22 protein-coding genes are annotated in these 17,073 nt (G+C 55.0%); 14 read left to right on the plus strand and 8 right to left on the minus strand.

Translation table 11 applies throughout. The features are described from left to right. Positions 1 to 66: 66 nt before the first annotated feature. A complete protein-coding gene (locus DQ230_RS17535) occupies positions 67 to 489 on the minus strand; it encodes a DUF4236 domain-containing protein (protein WP_113913579.1) in 423 nt (140 codons plus the stop codon). Then, positions 476 to 931, minus strand: a complete 456-nt coding sequence (locus tag DQ230_RS17540) for an excalibur calcium-binding domain-containing protein (RefSeq protein WP_113913598.1) — start codon at positions 929 to 931, stop codon at positions 476 to 478. The genes DQ230_RS17535 and DQ230_RS17540 overlap by 14 nt, the downstream gene beginning before the upstream one ends. A 198-nt stretch (positions 932 to 1,129) precedes the next feature. On the opposite strand from DQ230_RS17540, the gene DQ230_RS15920 reads away from it, so the two are divergent. Beyond that, the gene (locus DQ230_RS15920) at positions 1,130 to 1,669 is read left to right on the plus strand and encodes a recombinase family protein (RefSeq protein WP_113913599.1); all 540 of its coding nucleotides are present in this window, start codon (positions 1,130 to 1,132) and stop codon (positions 1,667 to 1,669) included. Between the two features lie 9 nt (positions 1,670 to 1,678). After that, a complete protein-coding gene (locus DQ230_RS15925; protein ID WP_113913580.1) occupies positions 1,679 to 1,939 on the plus strand; it encodes a WGR domain-containing protein in 261 nt (86 codons plus the stop codon). Positions 1,940 to 1,999: 60 nt separating this feature from the next. Here the strand turns inward: DQ230_RS15925 and DQ230_RS15930 are convergent, their stop codons facing one another. Then, complete coding sequence (locus DQ230_RS15930; RefSeq protein WP_162497482.1) at positions 2,000 to 2,449, minus strand: hypothetical protein; 450 nt, start codon at positions 2,447 to 2,449, stop codon at positions 2,000 to 2,002. A gap of 252 nt (positions 2,450 to 2,701) precedes the next feature. On the opposite strand from DQ230_RS15930, the gene DQ230_RS15935 reads away from it, so the two are divergent. Beyond that, positions 2,702 to 4,663, plus strand: coding sequence for an acyltransferase family protein (locus DQ230_RS15935; RefSeq protein WP_113913582.1), 1,962 nt, complete (start codon positions 2,702 to 2,704; stop codon positions 4,661 to 4,663). 142 nt (positions 4,664 to 4,805) lie between these two features. Here the strand turns inward: DQ230_RS15935 and DQ230_RS17495 are convergent, their stop codons facing one another. The 4 genes from DQ230_RS17495 to DQ230_RS15960 all read right to left on the minus strand — a co-directional run bounded on the left by DQ230_RS17495 (position 4,806) and on the right by DQ230_RS15960 (position 7,014). Continuing rightward, the gene (locus DQ230_RS17495) at positions 4,806 to 5,309 is read right to left on the minus strand and encodes an addiction module antidote protein (protein ID WP_420820896.1); all 504 of its coding nucleotides are present in this window, start codon (positions 5,307 to 5,309) and stop codon (positions 4,806 to 4,808) included. A gap of 155 nt (positions 5,310 to 5,464) precedes the next feature. After that, positions 5,465 to 6,079, minus strand: a complete 615-nt coding sequence (locus DQ230_RS15950; protein ID WP_113913583.1) for an outer membrane protein — start codon at positions 6,077 to 6,079, stop codon at positions 5,465 to 5,467. 460 nt (positions 6,080 to 6,539) lie between these two features. After that, entirely contained in the window at positions 6,540 to 6,782 is a 243-nt protein-coding gene (locus DQ230_RS15955) for a BrnA antitoxin family protein (protein WP_113913584.1), read from the minus strand. Next, entirely contained in the window at positions 6,745 to 7,014 is a 270-nt protein-coding gene (locus DQ230_RS15960; protein ID WP_113913585.1) for a BrnT family toxin, read from the minus strand. Before DQ230_RS15960 ends, DQ230_RS15955 begins: the two co-directional genes overlap by 38 nt. Positions 7,015 to 7,106: 92 nt before the next feature. Here DQ230_RS15960 and DQ230_RS15965 point away from each other — a divergent pair, with 92 nt between their 5' ends. The 11 genes from DQ230_RS15965 (at position 7,107) to DQ230_RS16015 (ending at position 15,842) form a co-directional block, all read left to right on the plus strand. Beyond that, positions 7,107 to 7,412: a BrnT family toxin gene (locus tag DQ230_RS15965; protein WP_113913586.1), complete on the plus strand. Its 306-nt coding sequence runs from the start codon at positions 7,107 to 7,109 to the stop codon at positions 7,410 to 7,412. Continuing rightward, complete coding sequence (locus DQ230_RS15970) at positions 7,399 to 7,692, plus strand: BrnA antitoxin family protein (RefSeq protein WP_113913587.1); 294 nt, start codon at positions 7,399 to 7,401, stop codon at positions 7,690 to 7,692. The genes DQ230_RS15965 and DQ230_RS15970 overlap by 14 nt, the downstream gene beginning before the upstream one ends. A 49-nt stretch (positions 7,693 to 7,741) precedes the next feature. Continuing rightward, the gene (locus DQ230_RS15975; RefSeq protein WP_113913588.1) at positions 7,742 to 7,987 is read left to right on the plus strand and encodes a type II toxin-antitoxin system VapB family antitoxin; all 246 of its coding nucleotides are present in this window, start codon (positions 7,742 to 7,744) and stop codon (positions 7,985 to 7,987) included. A gap of 154 nt (positions 7,988 to 8,141) precedes the next feature. Beyond that, a complete protein-coding gene (locus DQ230_RS15980) occupies positions 8,142 to 9,422 on the plus strand; it encodes a plasmid recombination protein (protein WP_113913589.1) in 1,281 nt (426 codons plus the stop codon). 356 nt (positions 9,423 to 9,778) lie between these two features. Further along, positions 9,779 to 10,774: a replication initiation protein gene (locus tag DQ230_RS15985; RefSeq protein ID WP_203228108.1), complete on the plus strand. Its 996-nt coding sequence runs from the start codon at positions 9,779 to 9,781 to the stop codon at positions 10,772 to 10,774. 168 nt (positions 10,775 to 10,942) lie between these two features. After that, positions 10,943 to 11,596 (plus strand): GNAT family N-acetyltransferase, encoded by a 654-nt coding sequence (locus tag DQ230_RS15990; protein WP_113913591.1) that lies wholly within the window; start codon positions 10,943 to 10,945, stop codon positions 11,594 to 11,596. A gap of 203 nt (positions 11,597 to 11,799) precedes the next feature. Continuing rightward, positions 11,800 to 12,450 (plus strand): GntR family transcriptional regulator, encoded by a 651-nt coding sequence (locus DQ230_RS15995; protein WP_113913592.1) that lies wholly within the window; start codon positions 11,800 to 11,802, stop codon positions 12,448 to 12,450. Positions 12,451 to 12,581: 131 nt separating this feature from the next. After that, entirely contained in the window at positions 12,582 to 13,172 is a 591-nt protein-coding gene (locus DQ230_RS16000) for a biotin transporter BioY (RefSeq protein ID WP_113913593.1), read from the plus strand. After that, positions 13,169 to 13,585: a DUF1284 domain-containing protein gene (locus DQ230_RS16005; protein ID WP_113913594.1), complete on the plus strand. Its 417-nt coding sequence runs from the start codon at positions 13,169 to 13,171 to the stop codon at positions 13,583 to 13,585. The genes DQ230_RS16000 and DQ230_RS16005 overlap by 4 nt, the downstream gene beginning before the upstream one ends. A gap of 245 nt (positions 13,586 to 13,830) precedes the next feature. Beyond that, positions 13,831 to 14,496 carry a potassium channel family protein gene (locus DQ230_RS16010; RefSeq protein WP_113913595.1) on the plus strand — a complete coding sequence of 222 codons (666 nt, stop codon included), beginning with the start codon at positions 13,831 to 13,833 and terminating at the stop codon, positions 14,494 to 14,496. Positions 14,497 to 14,498: 2 nt separating this feature from the next. Further along, on the plus strand, positions 14,499 to 15,842 hold the full coding sequence (locus DQ230_RS16015) for a TrkH family potassium uptake protein (protein WP_113913596.1): 1,344 nt from the start codon (positions 14,499 to 14,501) through the stop codon (positions 15,840 to 15,842). An 803-nt stretch (positions 15,843 to 16,645) separates the two neighbouring features. On the opposite strand, the gene DQ230_RS16025 is transcribed toward DQ230_RS16015, so the two are convergent. Beyond that, positions 16,646 to 16,960, minus strand: coding sequence for a hypothetical protein (locus DQ230_RS16025; protein WP_113913597.1), 315 nt, complete (start codon positions 16,958 to 16,960; stop codon positions 16,646 to 16,648). Between the last annotated feature and the right edge of the window lie 113 nt (positions 16,961 to 17,073).

A 17,073-nucleotide genomic window follows, 5' to 3' on the forward strand; every position in this document is an offset into this window, starting at 1 on the left:
GCGATGACCAACCGTACCCAAGGCCCCCGGAGCTGTCCGGGAATTACCGAAATCCCTGTCCGGGATTTACCGAAACGCGTGTCCGGGAATTACTGAAATCCGTGTCCGGGAATTAGCGAAACCCGCATTAGATTGCGTCAAGCCGCGTCCACCGTTCAAGGTACCGATTGCGCGATCAATTCTTGTGCCAATTGCATTGGCTTTCTCAGCTTCCTTTGACACGGCTTCGATAGCTTTAACAGCCGCACTGCGCAGGTGTTCTATTTCATCAGCGGGGCGGGATCGTTGGCTTTCTGCCCAACCTGATGTGGATGACCACGATAGGCCTGTTCCCGGCACAGAGAGCGTCGAGCGAAGTCCGCGCTTGCCGACGTTCACTGTTGCGCCGCGCCCTCCGATGCTAGTCGAGATACCCGACTTCGATAGGTTAACGCGCACACCGGGCATGATCTTGACGGATTTTCGAAAGCGCATATCAGCATCCACCATAGTTTTTATTGCCGCTGGCAGTAATCGTGTATGTGCCACCGCGTGGACCCGTGTAGCATCGCGAAGCTGTTCTGACTGGCTGTCGACGTACAGTAGCAGCACGCCGTTGAGCCGCCTCAGCGGTTGCCGCGCGCTTTTTTAATGCTGCGCCCCACTCACAGGCGTAACCATCACCGTCCCTGTCAAGGTCATGTGGATCATTTCGTGGACCTCCGGCATTGATGAAAAACTGTTGCGCCGCTGCCGAACTTGAAAAACTGTTGCAGTCTCGATCAGAGGTAGATCCGCGATTCGATCCATCTTTACTACGGGTAAAACGTTTGATCCCTACCCCAGAGGCACTATTGGAATCAAACGAAGTTGCACCGGTTGAATTAGGAGATGGAGCCGCACAGGCTGTAAGGCCAAAGCCAATTATTAGTACAAGAGGACGAATATTCATCAATGTTCTCCACAAGATGTTGCTTTTGCATCAAGCCTCAGCTGTTCACGCAATTAAAGAGAAATATTTCATCGTTGATTGTAATTCCGTTCCGAAACCCTCGTTTTTGGAACAGGCGCGAGCTATCCCAATTGACGCCGCCACAAACCCCGTTCAAAATCTATGCAATTGTTGAAGGTTTTTGGAAGGGCCATATCAGTGATCATTGGCTACGCACGTGTCTCGACAGAAGATCAGCACCTTGATGCCCAGACCTCCGCGCTTGAGGCAATTGGCGCAGATCGCATCTTTGCGGAAAAAATCTCTGGCACTAAGAAATTCCGCCCTGAGCTGAACCGCATGATCGAGCATCTACGGGACGGTGATGTGGTTGTTGTGACCAAGTACGACCGTCTTAGCCGATCATTGCAGGACCTTTTGAGTATTGTTGAAGCGATACGAGAGAAGGGCGCAGGGTTCCGCTCTTTAGCTGAAGACATCGACACCACAACACCAGCCGGACGGCTCGTCTTCCACGTCTTTGCTTCCATTGCCCAGTTTGAGCGTGAGCGCATTTCTGAGCGGACCAGAGAAGGGCTTGCTGCTGCCCGCAAGCGAGGAAGGGTCGGAGGAAGGCCTCCTGCTCTATCTGCTGAGCGCCGCGCTGAAGTGGCGCGCATGCGCGATCAGGACGGGCGTGGTATTGCCGAGCTGGCGCGCTTGTTCCAGGTTAGTCCCAATACTATCCGACGGGCGTAAGGGAGAAATATGAAGGACGATCCCCAGCAGCTGGAAATGTTCCCCGACAATGTGCTGCTCAAGCGCGTGGCTCCTGAGGAGAACATGCGCCGGTTCTATCTTATGACCGTGCAGCGTGATCTATTTAGGCGCGGCGCACTGGTCACTGAGTATGGTCGGATCGGCCAAGCTGGCCGTATCTGGACTACGCATCACGAAGACGAAGCGCTAGCTTTGGCCGAACTTGCTGACAAGGCAGCGGCCAAACGAAAACGCGGGTATCAGGAATAGCTTGAGCAAATTGGACCGCCGCCTTAAAGGCATACAAGAGCGTCCAAGAGAAAACCCCTGCTATCGTGTGAAGCGCGCCCAGAAGCCCCGCTTACGGGGCTCTGCATTTCTCTCACGTTGATCTGTCAGTACAGCAAGCGTCTGCATGTGTTCGCGGCTTCGTCTCTCTGCCTCGATCTTCAGATCCTCGATTTGATTTAACAAAAGTTGCCGCTCACGGTCACCCATTGCCTCCAACTTTTCCATCTGCTCACGCAGTAGTTTAATCTCGACCGATAACGCGCTATTTTTGCTGGTGTTTTCTGGTGTTCTAAGTGGGGTTGTATCTTGGTTTTCTCTGCTGTTCAGCAACGGGTTGGCGTCCATCCATCTTTGCAGCTCTGAGGGGTCGATTTGCCACCTGCCCTTCTCATCCTTCTCCGCTGATATTTGCCCACTATTAAGGGCTTTTGACAAAGTTCCCTTTGCCCTTTTCGCGTGTTTTGCGGATTGTCCGAGTGTAAGTTTCATGGTGTTCAACCTGTTTTATTAGGGTTTCCCTGTGGCTTTATACCACCCACTGTAACGGTTTACTGAACGGTGGGAAGACCCCTTCACATGTTGCAACAACAGCGCTTGTAAATGTTCACAATGAATACGCTGGTCGTTGGGTGTGATTGAGAACGGCAGTGCAAAACTTTGCCACGGAATTGGCGGGATCTACTTCCAAACAACCTGCTGAGGGGGTACTGGTGCCATCTTTTCTAAAGTTTGGCTGATTGCATGAGTTTTCCCAAACCCCGGACACATGTTATAAGTTCCGGCAAGACATACAGAGCAGACATCGACGGCCTTAGAGCAGTTGCTGTAATTGCCGTGATCGTAGGACACGCCTTTGAAGGCTGGCTTCCCAGTGGGTATCTTGGTGTCGACGTCTTCTTCGTCATTTCAGGGTTTGTGATCACTCATTCTCTCTTCACAAGGGGAAGCACATCCTTTGGCTCGTTCTTTGCGGCGTTTTCCTTAAGGCGGCTCAAAAGGCTTCTGCCTGCTCTTCTTGTATGCATTATCCTGTCCTGCACCGCGCTTATGTTTCTCGACCCAGCCCCCAAAACGTCCCTGCTCACCGGTGCCGCATCACTCTTTGGTGTATCAAATTTTCAGCTCTATTTTCAGGAACTTGATTACTTTTCACCATCTATAAAATATAATGCTTTTACTCATACTTGGTCTTTGGGCGTTGAAGAGCAATTTTACCTAATCTTTCCCTTCATTTTCTGGTTAGCATTCAGACCATCCCACAACCGAAAAGCGCAAAATCTTTTCTACGTCATTCTCATCTTCAGCGTCCTGTCTCTGATCGGCTTTGTATTGCTTCAGGTTAGCTCACCTATGACTGCTTACTACATGATGCCCTTGCGGTTCTGGGAGCTAGGCTCTGGTGTTGCGGTCGCAACCATCCTGCATCGTCTACCCGATAGGTTTCAGAGGGTGTCACGATATCTACCACCCCCTGCTTTGATCCTGGCGATGTCGGTGGTTTTTACTGTTCCCTTTGAAGAGAAATTTGTTGGCCATCTCATGATTGTTGCATTGACCACCGGATTGCTTCTGGTTGGGGTGAAATCAGCTGATCAAAGTCGTATTTTGACGAACAGACCCACAAGATACGTAGGAAATATTTCCTATTCCCTCTATCTCTGGCACTGGCCCTTTTTAACCCTTGGACTGTTCCTCCCCTTTAGTATCTGGGCAAACCCACTCCTAGCTATTTTCTGTGCATTCTGCGTCTCAGTCCTGTCTTATCACTTTGTCGAACAGCCAGTTCAGCGGTTCAAAACACCACACCCCCGCCTCTGGCATTTCGCAAGCGCCTTGCTGGCCGTGCTATCAGTGATTGCTGTTGTCGCAACCGGGGATATCTACAGAAAATCGTTGGGCTTTACACAGATTGAAGAAGCACTGCGTTCTGACTTCTTACCCTTGCCCGGAAGCCATCTACCATTCAATCCAACCTGTGTTGTCGATGGACGAAACCGTCTGCTGCAATCTGATACTTTTGAGAACTGCACGTTTGCGCCGATTGCGGGTAAAGAGGAGGATGCAACCCTCTGGGTGATGGGTGACAGTCACGCTGGCCACCTACAGGGAGCCTTGCTCAAGCTACGCACCGACTACGGTTATGGTGTGCATCTAATTGAAACGCCGGGAAACACGTTTCCGATAATTAATCCAGAAGGATTTTTACCCCGCGAGACGCTTTTCAAAAATGTGCAAGACAACTGGAAGCCCGGTGATGTTGTTGTCCTATCTCGTCTTTATTTTTCACGCACTGATCCAATTAGCGTGGCTGCGGATGTCAGTGGATGGATGGATAAGGTTGATGTACTTGCCAGTAATCTTGCGCAGAGTGGCATCAAACTGCTGTTAGTTGGGCCGCCACCGATGTTCGTGTTTGAAGATATTCGCGGATGTGTTCCAGGGAACATGTTGAGTTGCTCTATTGATCGTAACAGACTGGAAAACGTCATAAACGCAGTCCACCGCGACATCACCCGCATTGCAAAAAAGCACGAGAACGTCGCGCTTCTGGAAATTTTTCCGGCGCTGTGTCCGGTTTACGCGGCAATTTGCAGCCCTTCCAAGGACGGCGTGTTCCTGTTTCGCGACCGCGATCATTTAAATACCGAAGGGGCTGCATTGCTCTCAGAGTATTTTCATGCGGCTTTTAAAAAGCTGAACTAAGGTCTTACCATCCTAACTGATATTCGGACCCGTTCGCTCAAAGAATTAGTTCGAACTGGGATCTGATGCCGCGCAATGGGTGTTATGTGATGCAAGATAAGTGGCGGGGGACTCGCGATAAAGTTGTGGGGCGGCTCGGGCGTTAAGCGCCGTCGAGAACGCGTTTCCCGTACTCACGTAGATTGCCTTCGGGATCAACATATCGGTAGAGCGTGACGGGCTTCACATCCAGCTCCTTGCAAAGTTCTGAGATCGACGTATCGCGGCTGGCCATGGCGACCTGGGCGATACGGACCTGCACTTTTGTCAACGCCAGTTTTCTTCCGCCTTGCCGACCACGGGGACGGGCGCCTTGCTTCAGCGTCGGCGTCTCCACACCTATCTTTAGATTGAGACCCGAAAGAACGCTTGTTAGCGTCCTCAGCGACGGGTTCCCTTTTTTACTCAGGGTTCTATAGAGCGCCTCTCTGCTGATGCCAGTGTCTCTGGCGAGTTGTGTCATCCCCCTCACACGGGCGAGAACACCGAGCGCATGAGCGATGTATTGCGGATCACCACTTTCAAAGGCGGCCTTGATAAGAATTTCTTGGCTTTTGGCATTGCCATTGCGCTCGACGGCCTCAAAAAGTGTGGTTTCGATGGGCATATTCAGACCTCCTGCGCTAATGACGCCTCGTCCATCTAAAGCAAGCCAGTCGGTAAGTCGCTTTCAAGTCACTAACTCGCATATGAAAAACGCGCGGCCCTTTAAGGCCGCGCGTTATGTTCTCAAGTCAGGCCGCGATTGGCCCGATCATAGTATTAGAAGCGGAACGTCGCGCGAACTTGAGCCGTGACTATTTCAGCGTCGATCCCGGATGAGTCGAAGTTGTCAAACTCGTGGTACAGAACTTCGCCGCCAAGCGACATGTTCTGTGTTACCAAATGCTCGTAACCGGCGCCGACAAAGTAGCCGTCATCGTCAGCACTTCCAAAACCGGTCGTCGAGGCTTCCGCTTGAGCGTAACCGGCTGTTGCGTACAGCAAGCCGTTACCGAGCTTGTAGCCGCCGCGCAGCTTGGCACGCCAGACGCTGTCGATATCTAGGTTAGTGCCGCCACCAAGATTGAAGCTAACATCGGTCCAGTCGTAGTCGAAGCCAGCACCGATGACCCAGTCGCCCAGATCGTAGTCGTAACCCGCGACAAGACCGCCGATGAGGCCGCTCTCGTCCATGCTACCTGAGGGATCGCTAAGATCAACGTTTGCGTAGCCCAGCTCGCCACCGGCGTAGAAGCCAGTCCAGTTTGGCGAAGTGTTGACGGCCATTGGTGCCGGTGCAATGACAGGCTCCATGGGTGCGGGCTGGATGTTGCCTGCGAATGCTGTGCCAGCCATCAGGGTGGAGGCGGCGGCTGCGGAGAGGAGATATTTCATTTCGGTGTCCTTACTATTCTAAATAGGCGGCGAGCCTGTTGTGCTACATGCCTTATGTTCTCCTAATAATGCTGGGTTCTCGAAAAAGCCGCCCCCATAACAATGAATTAGATCAGGTGTGTTTTTTATAGCACATCCATGTCAGCGCAGATAACTGCGTGCCTTCATCAGAAGTGCAAGCCGAGGTTCGAAACCAAGGCGCCGACCCCCTGCTCAACTGTATTTCAAGGTGCTGTTGCCCCATGGTACGAAACAGCCTGCGCACAAAGCCTGTTGCTGTTGGTCTTGATTTCTTTCGCCGTCCTGCTGGCATGCCTTGGTGGCGGAATGCTTATACAAGCTCTGCGAGAAGGCGGATGATTTTGGGGAGGATCGGCATCTGCTATGCTCAAAACGGTCCTTCACGGCATCCGCATATCCTCTCAGAAACCACCCATTGTTAAACGGTCGTGAAGGTCAGCTACAGCCCTGCGGCCTTGCGCAGTGCATCGTTGATCCGACTTTGCCAGCCAGCTCCGTCTGCCTTGAACGCTGCAATGATGTCCGGGTCCAGGCGGATCGTGGTCGATACCTTTGTGACGTCTGCCTTTGGTCGTCCGCGCTGCACAGTTGCGCTGGCGAATTTGTCCGCCCAGTAGGGCGCAGACAGGTCCGGCGCATCGTCGTCAGAAGCGGCTGGCATATGCTTTTTGTTCTCGCTCATTGGCTTTCCTCAAACTGATGATGCGGCGTGCCGCACCGCGTTGCGTCCAGACCATCACCACCATTCGGCTATCCAGAAAGCCGATCGTGATCAGACGGGTTTCACCGTAGTCCTCCCGATCGTCCTCGACGGTCAGGGTGTCACCGCCGAAGATTTCAGCAGCTCGGGCCATGTCCAATCCGCGCTCTGCAAATGTGGCGTCGCGCTTGGCAGGTGGGTATTCAATGTCCATAATTTATGTTACTACAATAAATATATCAAGACGCAAGTCGGTACCGCTTTCGGACCCCTTGAAAAACTACATATATGTAGTTATATTTCCTTATGACAGAACCCCGCTTCACATGGCGCGAGGCCAAGAACCTCAGCAACCAGCGCAAGCATGACGGCCTCAGCTTCGAGGTTGCCGCCCGTGTGTTTCTCGACCCGTTGCACCTGTCCGTGCAGGACAGGATCGAGGACGGCGAACAGCGGTGGCAGACATTGGGCCAGGTTGGCGGTGTGACCGTCCTTTTGGTGGCCCACACGATCGCGGAAGAGGAGCCGACCGATGCGCCAGTCGAGGTGATCCACATTATCTCGGCACGGCGCGCCACACGGAAAGAAAGGATGCGATATGAGCAAGGCTGAATACACACGCGAGACGCTCCCGCCTTTGACGAAGGCGCATCAGGACGACCTCAAGCGACTGGCTGCGATGCCGGACGATGGGATTGATACGGACGACATGCCGGAGCTGACGGATGCGCAACTGGCCGGGATGCGACAGGGCGCGTTCTATCGCCCGGTCAAAAAGCAGATCACGGCGCGGGTGGATGCCGATGTGTTGGCGTGGCTCAAGTCGCAGGGCAAGGGCTACCAGTCCCGCATGAACGCAATCCTGCGGGAAGCGATGCTGAACACGAAATGACAATTGCCACATGGCAGCCGCTTAGAATCCTTGGCGAAGGAAGCATCCAGTGCCGCTCTATATTCGGGATCCCATGGTCGATGATCTTGTAGAGCAGCTCATGCGCGCAACCGGAGCCAGGACGAAGGCGGAAGCAGTGCGTCAGGCGCTCCAGGATGCCCTTGAGGACAGCCGCGACCGCGCGTCCCTGATCGACAGGATCAAGCCTCTGCAAGAGCGCGCCGCGAACCTTGGTCCGGCCGATCCCGACTTCGACATGAAGGCTTTCACAGACGAACAGTGGGGGGATAAGTAGATGACCGATGACGACAGGGAGCGGGCGTCTGGCTGGTGATCCAAGAGGGCGCAGCGCCTCTGGCCCATGGCAATTAGCGGAGCGGCTCGCAGAGAATTGCCTAGTGGGTTGTCAATTGATGTGACAATTCTTTGTGGCTCTGTAGTATCGGCCCATGTTCAAAGCTGCAATCCGTGTCAACAAGGTCACCACTGTCGCCCAGCTCCGCGGCTCGTCTCTCCATGCCCAGCGTCACGATATCACCGGCAAGGCCCGCGTGCGCGAAGGGGCTGAACCCGGCTTCGGTCTCGCTTGGTCCAAGGCCGAGAACGACCGTAACTATCTCGCCGCCTTCCGCGCTCACAAAGCCGAGCTGAAGGCTGGCGAGCGCAAGGGCGCACCGATTGCCTTGCAGGCCCTTTGCGTGGTCTCGCCGGAATGGGTGGAAAAGGCTGGCGACCTGCACGACCCTGACAACCCGCACAACCGCCAGCTCTTCGAGCAGGCAAAGGCATGGGCGGAAAGCTGGGCCGGTGAAGGGGCCGTGTTCGGCTCGCGCCTCGATCTCGATGAGAAAGGCGGGGCCGTGGTGGATCTGATGATCGCCCCTGTTCGAACCAGCCGGGGCAAGCCTGTGATTTCCACCAACAAGGCCATGGGCGAGGTGAAGGCCCTAACCGGCGAACGGAACGAATACTCCGCCTTGCAGACCTCTTGGGCCGACTGGTGCCGGGACACGCTGGACGCCGGGATTGTGCGCGGCTCCCGCAAGGAAATCACCCGGCGCCAGCACCTCTCCCCCGAAACCTATGGCGCGGTCATGGACAAGGCCCGTGAGAGCCTCTCAGAGCCGTCTCAGAAGCTCGTGGAGCAGTTGAAGGTGGCAGACCTATCAGAAGACGCCACGCAGGCGCTCAGCGACCTCCTGACGCTCAAGGTCGAGATAAACCGCCACAAGGCCCTCGGGCGCGACTATGAGCCTCCTGAGAGTGGTCAGAGGCTGGATGAGGTTTATGAAGGCCTGAGCACCAATCCGTGGACTGTGATCAACGCCGTCAGACACGGCGCGCAGCGGATATACGACACTGCCGGTCGTCTTGGCCTGAGCATCATGAGTTATTGGGGTGATGGCTACGAGGCGGGCCGCGATCTGTTCCCGGAGCTATCAGACCGGATGCACTTGGCGGCTGTCCTGGCGAAATGCGGAGACTTCATGGCGCGCGCTGAACAGATGGTGAAACACGTGCTGAATCCTGACGTTCCCAAGTATGACCTCAAATCCCTTTGGCCACAGGAAGCCTACGGTCAGGTGGAGCGCCATGAGATCAATCTGGGACTGGCCGTTCCCCAGCAAGAGCACAGCATTACTGACAAGCGCGGGGTTGAGATTGAACTCGACGGCAAAGAGAAGGATCGGGACGTGGGGATTGAACGCGACACCGGACACAGCATCTGACGAAAAAACTTCCTCGCTACCGTCAACCAGCTACCACCTACCAGCTACCGTCAACCACCTACCAACTACCAGCTACCGCCTGCCACCTACCAACGTGGTTGAAATTGATCCAAACGTTCCCACAAGCGCCAAAATCAGTTCATTTTTTATCCTAAAGGAACGCAGTTCCCTTATTTCTATAGGTTTCTTATTTCAGAGCCTTGTAACCACATGAAAATAAAAACGTAATCGGATTAGGCGTGAGCTTTCGGGACCTATACGTGAGCTTTCGGGACTCCATACGTGAGCTTTCGGGACTACTGTGAGTTATTGACGTAGAATAAGCTCACGATATAACTCGCGCTATGGGATATGCAGTGAACAGCGCGAAGACGAACGACCATGATCCCGCCAGGCTCAGCAAGGCGGGCGAACTGGCCGATGGGCAATACAGCGATCGAGCGTTGCGCAACCCGCCCAGCCTTCAGGCTCTCAAGCTGCAAGACGTGCTGATGAAGAACGCGGGCGGCAGGATCGCTGACGATCAGTGGCATGAGCTGCCGTTGGCGACCTTCAAGCAGGTAAAGGGATTTCGCAATCTGACCCACGAAGATGTGGTGCGGCTTTTCGAGGAGCTGCGCAGCGTGACCATGCGCCATGTGAACAATGCCGAGGGACACACGGCTATCTATGGCCTGATCGCTGTAGGCCGTGTGGACATGGACGAAGGCCAAGGCAAGCTGCGCTATCAATTCGACGCAGAGTTTCGCAAGATCGTCGAACAGTCGAACCTCTATGCCATCCTGGACTATCGCGCCGGCCTCGCCATGTCCTCGCGCTATGCCCACCGTCTGCACGAGATGATTTCATTCCGCGCAGCCCGTGAAAGACAGATGGAACGCTTCACCGTCGATGAGCTTCGCGCCCGTCTCGGTGTCCAGACAGGTAAGTTAGCACGATGGCCTGATTTCAAAAAATACTCTCTCGATGCCGCCATTGATGAGGTAAACCAGTCAAGCCGTTTCCGCGTCAGCTACCGCATCACGAAGCGTGAGCGCCGCAAGACCGTCGAAGTCGAGCTGGCATGGGAAGTCAAAGAAGTTCTCGAAGACGCGAAGAGGGAACAGGAAGCCCATTCGGTTGCCCGTAAGGGCAGACGGGCCGAAGCAAAGGTACGGCTGGCCTTCCCTGAATCGGGAAGCGTTAAATACACTGATCCATGGGAAAAGCTGGCTCGTGAAAATTGCAACTGGGATCATAGAAAGCTTGCAGATGCCTTCCGCTCATTCTGCTCTCAAAAGGGTATCAAGCTAAGCGCAAAAAACATTGAAACCGTGTTCGTGAACTTCTGCAAAAGCCAGAGCCGGATATGAATAAATCCGTTCAATAAACGGTCGTTATCGCTGGTGACACAAACGGTTGAATTTTGGCACATCCTGCGTTGCAGAGAAAGTCTGGAACGAGCCCAAAGTGAACGGCATATTGCAATTTACCTACAGATGGTGGCAGCGTCCGTAACAGGCAGGTAGGGAACACACCGGATGACGGATTTGACAGGTTGGGTCCCGCGCCAACGGCCCAAGCGCGTTACGCTCGAAGGACAATATGTGCGGCTCGAACCTCTCGTGTCCGCCCACGTTGACACACTGTTCATGGCAGCATCCGCCCCGGGGATGGAAGACCGATTTCGCTGGCTTTCCGAAGGGCCACCGAGCCGCGTAGAGTTCGATGCGTGGCTGGAAAAGGCATCCGCATCAATGGATCCCATGTTTTTCGCCGTGATTGACAAGGCTAGTGGCCGCGCCGAGGGGCGTCAGGCCTTGATGCGCATAGACACGAGCAATGGCGTGGTGGAGATTGGCAACATCATGTGGGGTGCAGCATTGCAGCGGACCCGAATGGCGACCGAGGCCCTGTACCTTTTTGCAGATCGCGTATTCGACCTCGGATATCGCCGGTTCGAATGGAAATGCAATGACTTGAATGATCCATCGAAACGCGCGGCCAAGCGGTTTGGCTTCCGCCCGGAGGGGGTGTTCCGGCAGCACATGGTCGTGAAAAATGCCAATCGTGACACGGCTTGGTTCGCGATGACGGACGGGGACTGGCAGCGCATGAAGCCTATCTATGAGGATTGGCTGGCGCCCGAAAACTTCAATGATCAAGGACAGCAGCACAAGCCTCTGCGTGTCTGACTTGCGGGAAGTGTTTTCGATCAGAACCAAAGTCCGCTTTGTCCGCACACCGGACACAAACCTCGTGCCAGAATCTATGCGTCAAAAACGGTGGTAAGCGCCGGTGACAAAAACGTACGGGTTTGGGCCCATACTGCGCTGCGGAGAACGTCCGGAAGGCGCCCTATCTAGACGTTCATCATAGTCAGGATTATCTATAATCCATGACGATAGCTAAAGCTGAATCCCACGCCGCGCGGATTAACCGTGAGCTTGCCCACCGTATTGTGACCGGACAGATCGCGGCGGGAGAGCGCCTGCGGCAAGACCACATTGCAGAGGAGTTCAGCACTAGCCACGTGCCCGTGAGAGAAGCGTTCCGCAGGCTCGAGTCACAGGGGCTTGTCGAGAGCGAACCTCGCCGCGGCGTTCGGGTCGCGGCGTTCGGGTTCGACGAGATCCGAGAGGTCGCACAGATGCGTGGATCACTTGAGGTGCTGGCGCTTCGCAACGCCGCTCCGCACCTCACGGCTTCCATCTTGGATGCAGCAGAGGAAGCCACCCGCGCAGGGGATCGCGCCGGCGATGTCTATGGCTGGGAGGAGGAGAACCGCCGATTCCATCGCACCATACTGACGCCCTGCGGAATGCCCCGCCTGTTGCAGTCGATCGACGATCTTCACGTGGCGAGTGCGCGTTTCCTGTTCTCGGGGTGGAGTGCAGAGTGGGAAACCCCGACTGACCGCGACCATCGCGCGATTTTGCTAGCGCTTCGAGCTGGTAATATCGACTTGGCCGCCTCGCTTCTGTCGCGGCACGTTACGTGGATGGGATCGAAGGCGCCCCCGAATGGGTCGCTTAGCAGGGAGCGATAAGCCCCCTTCCATGCCTTTGGCCAACCGCAGAACCGCTGGTTTTCCCGGCGCTCTTGCTATGCATCGGCGTTATCGGCAAAAGTTAGATATCGGATAGTAATTCTATCTATAATTTTGAAAAGGATGCTCGCATGATGACCTCAGCCGCCACGCCCGCCGGTGCCGCACGCACCCCGCTAGACATTCGCAATCGCTCACTCGCCTGGAAGTTCGGCGCGGTGATCTTGGGAACCATGTTCTTGGCACTCTCGTCCTATGTCGAGGTTCCGATGGTGCCCGTCCCGGTGACGTTGCAGACCTTTTCGGTTGCCCTGATCGGCGCGCTCTACGGATGGCGGCTCGGCGGCATCACGATCACGGCCTGGCTTGTCGAGGGGGCTCTAGGTCTGCCCGTTCTGGCCGGGGGCGCTTCGGGTGCGCAGCACTTCATCGGGCCGACGGGCGGGTACCTTTTCGCGTTCCCCGTCGCGGGCATGATCATGGGTTGGCTGGCCGAGCGTGGCTGGACCGGGAAGCGCGTCGGACTGGCCTTCGTCGGCATGCTCGTCAGCAATGCGGTTTGCCTTGCCTTAGGCGCAACGTGGCTGGCGGTGCTCATTGGCCCCGAACAGGCTATCATGGCCGGTGTCATCCCGTTCCTCCTCGGCGCCGTTCTGAAGTCTGCGCTCGGCGCGATGGTGCTCAAGTTGATCCACGGCAGGATGGAGCGTACCGACGCATGACGGTGCTGCTTCGGCCCCACCATCTTCTATGCATTCTGACCCATGTTGGTAGGGGATATTCCCCTGCCTTCACGACCAACATGGCGGCGATCATCGAGCGCATATCCGCGCGGGAAGAGATCGAGATCGTCGATGGCCCCGACGATATCTGCGCGCCCCTGCTCTATGACGAAGACGCGCATTGCCGCCGTAACAGCGTGATCGCGCGGGACCGGGCTGCGTCCAACGATATCGGGAAGCTGCTAGGGCGCGCGGCCATGCCGGGAGCGCGCTTGGTGCTGGACGATGCGTCGATCCGGTCTCTGCGGCGCGCGTTTGACACCATGAGCGTAAGATCGGCCTGCGAGGGCTGCGAGTGGGCCTCTCTATGCAACGGAGTCGCCGCCGCGCGATATGCCAACACATGCCTCTAAGCAATGGCAGCTTCGTCCCGCTCTGCGGACATAAACCTCCTGCCAGAAGGTGTGCGCCAAAAACGGTCGTTTTTGGAGATTTATGCTCACGCAGAAACGTTGGTTTCGGAGTTATCTAAATCATCTTCTGCATCAAACCAATGTAGGCTAAGCCTGCCTGTTATCGCTAGATAAAGAGTGGCGAATATGGAAAGACCATCAGACAGTTATCAACCGACAGAAACGATCCGGATGGACCTCACAACATGGCAAAGAATAGTAAGCGCATATTTGGGGTCGTGGGCCTTGGACGCTTCGGAAGCACCGTCGCAACTGAACTACAGCGTTTCGGCAACCATGTGATTGGCATCGACATTGCCGAGACGAGAGTCGCCCATCACGCCGATAAACTGTCACAGGCAATGATCGTAGACGCGCGTGATGATGCCGCCTTGCGCGAAGCAGGCTTGGCTGATTGCGCGATTGGTCTGGTCGCGATGGGTTCTGATCTGGAAGCAAGTATTCTGACCGCCATAAACCTCAAAATGATCGGCGTTCCGGTGGTCTGGGCGAAGGCCACGACCAAAACGCACCATCGTATCCTCAGCAAACTTGGTGTTGACCGGATCATCCACCCGGAAGTGGAGGTGGGCCAGCATATTGCGCAGGTTTTGCATAACCCGCTTGTCCGGGACTACGTTGGTTTGGGCAACGGATATTCCGTTGTGAATTTTCGCATACCCGAAGGATTGGAGGGCAAGACCCTCGCGGAGCTGCCACACACAACGAAATTTGATTTGCGCTGCATTGGCGTTATGCGCGGCACAGAGTTCCTTGGTCAGGATGGCACTGACTTCAGACTTGAAAGTGACGATCTCCTGCTGCTTCTTGGCCAGCGCAAAGACCTGCGCAATTTCGCCGCGAGCCTCTGAGGATGAAGTTCCGATTTCTGCGCAGGCTGAAAAGCGGTGGTCGGTTGAACCTGCCGCCCCCCGCGCTTTTGGTTCTGTGCTATGTCGTATTCATCCTGATCGGCGGTTTGGTTTTATGGCTGCCGTTGTCCCACACCGGAGCGATTGGGTTTAGTGAAGCGATCTTTACTGCAACCTCTGCGGTGACGGTAACGGGCCTTGTCCTCGCCGACACGGGGGCCGCTTTTACTGGGTTTGGGCAAGTCATCATCGCCATACTGATCCAATTGGGAGGTCTGGGACTGATGACTACTGCGGTGCTGGTTCTCGGCGCTCTCGGCATCCCTATGGGAATGCCGCAGCGTCTTGTCTTGCGCGAAGAGGTCAATCAAACTTCGCTGTCGAACCTGACGGTTCTGGTGCGCATTATACTTATCATTGCTCTGATCTGCGAACTAATTGGCGCGATTTTTCTGGCCTTTGTCTTCGTGCCGGAATTTGGGCTAAACGGCATCTGGCAGGCGGTGTTTCACTCAATATCCGCATTCAACAACGCAGGCTTTGCGCTGCATCCTGACAGCCTGTCGCAGTGGGTCGGAAACCCAATCATCAACATGACGATCCCGCTGCTGTTCATATTCGGTGGGATCGGATTTATCGTCATCGGCGACATCTATCAAAAGCGCCGTTGGGCCACGCTGACCCTGCATTCTAAACTGATGTTGGTCGGCACGCTTGTCCTAATCCTGTGGGGTAGCGTCGGCTTTGGCCTACTGGAATGGTCCAACCCCGAAACCCTTGGGGGACTTTCCACTAGCGAAAAACTCTGGGCCAGCTGGTTTCAGGGCGTCACACCCCGCACGGCAGGGTTTAATACCGTCAACACAGGCGGAATGCATGACAGCTCCACCATGCTGACGATAACCTTGATGGTTGTCGGGGGTGGCAGCACATCGACCGCCGGGGGCATTAAGGTGACTACGCTTGCCGTGCTTCTGTTGGCTACAGTCGCCTTTTTCCGGCGCCGTACGGTGTTACACGCCTTTGGACGATCCATCGGGTTGGAAGAGGTGATGAAGGTCATGGCGCTGACGACAATTTCCATGCTGTTGGTGTTGACTGGCATCTTCCTGGTATCCATCAGTCACGATGGTGGGTTTATGGATCTGGCGTTTGAAGTTGCATCGGCCTTTGGAACCGTTGGCTTATCTCGCGGTGCTACTGGCGAACTCGACGGCTTTGGCAGAGCGGTGATAATCTTCATCATGTTCCTCGGCCGCGTCGGTCCTCTCGCCATCGGCTTTTTCCTCGCAACCCGCAGTGTGCCACGCGTGAAATACCCTTCCGGTCAGATATATTTAGGATAGTTGGTTAGCCAACAGATCGGTTTTTTAGGGCTGCCTAAAACGGTCGTTTGGGGAGCAACTTCATATGGAGCTCTGAACGTTTATTTCGACCCCTATACAATTCTAGAGATACGAAATAATCGTTTTAAAACTGTTTAGGTATGAGGTTTCATGCGCTCCCAGACAATTCATTGGACTATGTGCATATCAGTGTTTCTAACACTTTTCGCACCTGTCGCGACCGCTTCGGTGCCGGTCGTTCCGGCAGGTGCCACATTTACTTGCACTCCTACCCACGTCTGGGATGGGGATGGGCCAATCTGGTGCCTAGAGGGCCCTCGTTTGAGGTTGGCAGGGATTGCGGCACGCGAATTAGATGGCTCATGTTCACCGGGTCATCCATGTCCCATTGCGAGGGCTGAAGACGCAAGAGATGCCTTGGCGCTGTTTCTGGGAACCCCTACAGGAGTGGGTAGGCACGGGCATATCCTTATAGTCGGCCCTCCAATGCAATGTCGTTCAGATGGGTCTGCCGGAGGAAACCGCACAGCCTCATGGTGTGTATCGCCAAAAAGCGGTGACATAAACTGCGCAATGGTGAGAGATGGCTGGGCACTGCGTTGGGATCGCTTTTGGAAAGATCACCGCTGCTAAAAATCTGTTAGTCGGCCCTTTCTGCGCAGACCGAGGCCGTCAGGGATCACGGCTCTCAAGAATGGCAAAACGACTAGTCTGAATTATGCTGATGGCTGGCCTCAACAAACGCTTGTTTTAGGTGGGCGAGTGGGTGCGCTCAACTACGATCAGAGCAAGTATTTAAGGACTTATCCGCCGTTTTTCGCATCTTCTAGCTTGTCTTGCACCTCGGACAACTTATCGGAAAGAGCACGGTGCGCAGCGGCGAGCTGGTTTTCGATGCCCTTTGCCTCACGGGCGCATATTACAACAGATTCTGCAACCTTGTCGCGGTGGCGCTTGTTGCCCCCTGCGAAAAAACCGAACTGCATGGCCTTTAGACGCGTCTCAATAGCATCGAGAAATAGCCCATGTTCACGCACCTTTTCTTCGAGGTCGTTCAGCTTGTTTTTTTCAGTGAGAACGCGCTTTTCAAAGGTTTGCGCCTTAGATGCGGATTTCAAAAATACCGGACAGCGATTACGCTAATTCCCGGACAGCCGTTTCAGTAATTCCCGGACAGCTCGGGCACGGCTGATCATCTGCCTGCGATCATGTTTCGGTTCGGATAGTTTCG

Source organism: Roseovarius dicentrarchi (assembly GCF_003316635.1).
Lineage (GTDB): Bacteria > Pseudomonadota > Alphaproteobacteria > Rhodobacterales > Rhodobacteraceae > Roseovarius > Roseovarius dicentrarchi.

Bases quoted from the DNA above. Each gene is read 5' to 3' on its own strand.
- DQ230_RS17535 (WP_113913579.1), bottom strand. From the start codon at position 489: ATGGTGGATGCTGATATGCGCTTTCGAAAATCCGTCAAGATCATGCCC.
- DQ230_RS17540 (WP_113913598.1), bottom strand. From the start codon at position 931: ATGAATATTCGTCCTCTTGTACTAATAATTGGCTTTGGCCTTACAGCC.
- DQ230_RS15925 (WP_113913580.1), top strand. From the start codon at position 1,679: ATGAAGGACGATCCCCAGCAGCTGGAAATGTTCCCCGACAATGTGCTG.
- DQ230_RS15930 (WP_162497482.1), bottom strand. From the start codon at position 2,449: ATGAAACTTACACTCGGACAATCCGCAAAACACGCGAAAAGGGCAAAG.
- DQ230_RS15935 (WP_113913582.1), top strand. From the start codon at position 2,702: ATGAGTTTTCCCAAACCCCGGACACATGTTATAAGTTCCGGCAAGACA.
- DQ230_RS17495 (WP_420820896.1), bottom strand. From the start codon at position 5,309: ATGCCCATCGAAACCACACTTTTTGAGGCCGTCGAGCGCAATGGCAAT.
- DQ230_RS15950 (WP_113913583.1), bottom strand. From the start codon at position 6,079: ATGAAATATCTCCTCTCCGCAGCCGCCGCCTCCACCCTGATGGCTGGC.
- DQ230_RS15955 (WP_113913584.1), bottom strand. From the start codon at position 6,782: ATGAGCGAGAACAAAAAGCATATGCCAGCCGCTTCTGACGACGATGCG.
- DQ230_RS15960 (WP_113913585.1), bottom strand. From the start codon at position 7,014: ATGGACATTGAATACCCACCTGCCAAGCGCGACGCCACATTTGCAGAG.
- DQ230_RS15965 (WP_113913586.1), top strand. From the start codon at position 7,107: ATGACAGAACCCCGCTTCACATGGCGCGAGGCCAAGAACCTCAGCAAC.
- DQ230_RS15970 (WP_113913587.1), top strand. From the start codon at position 7,399: ATGAGCAAGGCTGAATACACACGCGAGACGCTCCCGCCTTTGACGAAG.
- DQ230_RS15980 (WP_113913589.1), top strand. From the start codon at position 8,142: ATGTTCAAAGCTGCAATCCGTGTCAACAAGGTCACCACTGTCGCCCAG.
- DQ230_RS15990 (WP_113913591.1), top strand. From the start codon at position 10,943: ATGACGGATTTGACAGGTTGGGTCCCGCGCCAACGGCCCAAGCGCGTT.
- DQ230_RS15995 (WP_113913592.1), top strand. From the start codon at position 11,800: ATGACGATAGCTAAAGCTGAATCCCACGCCGCGCGGATTAACCGTGAG.
- DQ230_RS16000 (WP_113913593.1), top strand. From the start codon at position 12,582: ATGATGACCTCAGCCGCCACGCCCGCCGGTGCCGCACGCACCCCGCTA.
- DQ230_RS16005 (WP_113913594.1), top strand. From the start codon at position 13,169: ATGACGGTGCTGCTTCGGCCCCACCATCTTCTATGCATTCTGACCCAT.
- DQ230_RS16010 (WP_113913595.1), top strand. From the start codon at position 13,831: ATGGCAAAGAATAGTAAGCGCATATTTGGGGTCGTGGGCCTTGGACGC.
- DQ230_RS16015 (WP_113913596.1), top strand. From the start codon at position 14,499: ATGAAGTTCCGATTTCTGCGCAGGCTGAAAAGCGGTGGTCGGTTGAAC.